The sequence below is a fragment of the Synechococcus sp. B60.1 genome, assembly GCF_047462555.1.
Lineage (GTDB): Bacteria > Cyanobacteriota > Cyanobacteriia > Thermostichales > Thermostichaceae > Thermostichus.
Genome location: NZ_JANSJN010000034.1, coordinates 20,531 through 23,424 on the forward strand (window position 1 = coordinate 20,531; position 2,894 = coordinate 23,424).

Annotated in this window: 3 protein-coding genes and 1 pseudogene; 2 read left to right on the plus strand and 2 right to left on the minus strand. The window is 61.1% G+C overall.

The genetic code is table 11. The features are described 5' to 3' along the window. Positions 1 to 261 (plus strand): annotated as a pseudogene (locus NW863_RS05610) (tRNA (adenosine(37)-N6)-dimethylallyltransferase MiaA); the annotation flags it as partial. On the opposite strand, the gene menD reads toward NW863_RS05610, so the two are convergent. After that, positions 185 to 1,993 (minus strand): 2-succinyl-5-enolpyruvyl-6-hydroxy-3-cyclohexene-1-carboxylic-acid synthase, encoded by a 1,809-nt coding sequence (menD, locus tag NW863_RS05615; protein ID WP_414365081.1) that lies wholly within the window; start codon positions 1,991 to 1,993, stop codon positions 185 to 187. The pseudogene NW863_RS05610 and the gene menD overlap by 77 nt on opposite strands. Before the next feature lie 319 nt (positions 1,994 to 2,312). Between menD and NW863_RS05620 the strand changes: the two genes are divergently transcribed. Continuing rightward, the gene (locus NW863_RS05620; protein WP_414365083.1) at positions 2,313 to 2,555 is read left to right on the plus strand and encodes a hypothetical protein; all 243 of its coding nucleotides are present in this window, start codon (positions 2,313 to 2,315) and stop codon (positions 2,553 to 2,555) included. Positions 2,556 to 2,678: 123 nt separating this feature from the next. On the opposite strand, the gene NW863_RS05625 is transcribed toward NW863_RS05620, so the two are convergent. Next, on the minus strand, positions 2,679 to 2,894 hold a 216-nt coding region (locus NW863_RS05625), incomplete at its 5' end, for a fasciclin domain-containing protein (RefSeq protein WP_414365084.1).

Consider the following 2,894-nt stretch of genomic DNA (forward strand, 5'->3'; position numbering starts at 1 on the left):
TTGGGCTATGCGGAGATCGGCGCTTACCTAGAAGGGCGGATCCCAGAGGCGGAGCTGCAGCCTTTGATTGTGCGGCGCACCCGCCAGTTTGCCAAGCGGCAGATGACCTGGTTTCGGGCCATGCCAGGGATCCAGTGGCTAGACTGCGAGGCTGAGGATCTGCCGGAGCAGATCTGGGAGCGGGTTAAAGCCTGGATGGCAGCTCAGACCACTGCTGAAACCACTCCCGCCGCCGCTGAGCATCGGCTTTCCGATCGGTGAGGATCTCCAACACTCGCACCCCTTGGGCGGGCAAGGGATCCAGGGCTTGGGCCAGCTCCTCCCACGTCTCCAGCCGCTGGTGGGGAATGCCGTGAGCCTGGCAGAGGCGAGCAAAATCCACCGCCTGGGGAGTGGCAAAGTAGGGCTCAAAGGGAGGATTGAGCCCCTGGCGGCCCACCTCCGCAATGGGCAGTAGCTCGAAAATCCCTCCTCCCTGGTTGTTGATGAGAAGAATGGTCAGGGATCCCTGCAGGTAAGGGCTAAGCCGCAGGCCGCCGCAGTCGTGCAAAAAGGCCAGATCCCCAGTCAGCAACACCGTCGGGCGCTGGCAGTGGGCCACCCCGAAGGCGGTCGAGAGAATGCCGTCAATGCCGTTGGTGCCGCGGTTGAAGTAGGGCCGGATGCGGCGGTCGTTGGGCGGCCAAAACCACTCCACATCCCGCACCGGCGTGCTGTTGGCAATAAATAGCGGCGTCTCCGGTGGCAGGTGATGGGCCAGCCACCAGGCAATCTTGCCCTCAAACCACTCCGGCACAGCCGCCAGCAGCCGATCCAGCTCAACCCGAGCTTTTGCTTCCACCCTCAGCCAGGTTTGCAGAAAAGCGGTTGCTTTGGCCTTGCCTGCCGGGATCCCGGCGGCCAGCTCTTCCACAGCAAAGGGCAAATGGGTGGTGGGGTTGTGCAGAGGATCCCCGTTTTCGGGCCGGGGATCGAGCAGCCAGGTGCGGGGGCAAGCTTTGGCCAGGGTTTGCCGCAGCGCTTTGCTGGTGGGCAGGGATCCCAACTGGATGACTTGTTCCGGCCAGAGCTGGGGGACATCCTGCTGCAGGAGGAGGTCATAGGTGGTGATGAGATAGGGGTTAAGGGAAGCGTAGTTGCGCAGAGGGGAAAGTCCCTCCGCCAACACTGGCCAGCCCAGGGCCAGGGCCAAACGGGCCACCGCCTCTGCATAACCCTGGGGATCTGCCGGTTGGGCCGGCCCTGCCAAGATCACCCCCCGCTCGCAGCGGCACCACTCCTGCCAAAAGGAAGCTGTTGACGCGAACGCAGAACCGGCAGCCGGGGTGGCCAGGCTAGGTGGAGGGACAACCCCGCGGAAAAAAGTCTTCTCAAACTCCGGATCTTCCTGTAAGTGGATCAGGGGCGCAGTGCTGCCATCGGCAACGGGAGCTAAGGGATCCCGCAAGGGCACGTTCAAATGCACAGGTCCGGGAAAAGGATAAAGCGTGCGCTCCCAGGCGTGAACCAGGGTTTGGCGGAGATAGGCCAGGGCTTCTGGCTCCGCGCTGGGCAGGGCCAATTCCGCTTGCCAGTTGGGGTAGTGGCCGTAGAGCTTCACCTGGTCGATAGTCTGCCCGGCGCGGCAGTGGCGCAGCTCTGGGGGCCGATCCGCCGTCAAAACCAAAAGCGGCCAACCACTTTCTGCCGCCTCGATCAGAGCAGGGAAAAAATGGGCGCCGGCGCTGCCGGAGGTACAGACCAGGGGAATGGGTTGCCGGAGCTGCTGGGCCAAGCCAAGGGCAAAAAAGGCCGCCGACCGCTCATCCACCACTGGAATGGCCTCGATCTCGGGGTGCTGCGCCAGAGCATAGGTGAGGGGGGCAGAGCGGGATCCCGGACACACCACGGCCACCCGACAGCCCAGCCGGCTCAAGGTCTCGGTCAAAACGGATCCCCAAAGGGTGTTGAGGTTGCGCCAGTCCAGCCGTTGAAGGGAGTTTGCGCCAGTCACTCCAGCTATCCCAGCCAGTGTCGAGCAAGTTGGGTAGGAAGCCCAAAATAGGCACATTCTAGTAATCTATAGCCATCCCTAAGCGCAGGGGAACCACTTGCTTTGGCCTTCCTTCGCCTTTCCTCTCTTTCTGGGAGGAGAGCTAAAGGAGGTGCGCCAGGGAGGTGCCCGCCCTCAGGAAACTGCCTCAAGTGGGTTGGTCGCGCCGCAACTCCAGATTTTCTGGCAGGGGCGAGGATTGGCTAGGTCTCTCCGATGGGGGAATAATGTTCATGAGAACGCCCCTTATTGATCTTTGCTGCACCCAGTAGGAGCACCCATGGCCAGAAAACCCGATGGATACCTTGTCCACATCATGCTCGAAGGTGGACAAACCATGCAGGTACGGGTCAAGGAAGCCAGAGAATACACAGAGCTGATCAACCAACTGATGGTGGGTGGGGACGAGTTCATCACCTTGCCCAAGCAAATGGACAATGAGTACATGATCGTGCGTCCGCAGCGGGTCTCGGGCGTGTCGGTGGAAGCAATCTACGCTTCCAGTGTCGGCATTGACCTATAGATCTCAAGGCCAGGGATCCCTTGAGGGTCGTCGGCCTAAGTTGCAACACAAAGCCCCCACCACCAGGGGCAGGGGCTGCCAGAGAACTAGACCCCGCAGGATCTTGAACTTCTCTACCGACGGTTAGCTCTGCGGGGGCAGGATCACCTTGTCGATAACGTGGATGACGCCGTTGACGGCCTCGATATCCGCGGTCACCACGTTGGCATCGTTGACCTTGACTCCATCAGCCAAAGAAATCTCCACAGGGGATCCCTCGACCGTGACCACTTCCCCAGCTTTCAGATCGTTGGAGAGAACTTTGCCGGGCACCACATGGTAGGTGAGAATCTGGGTCAA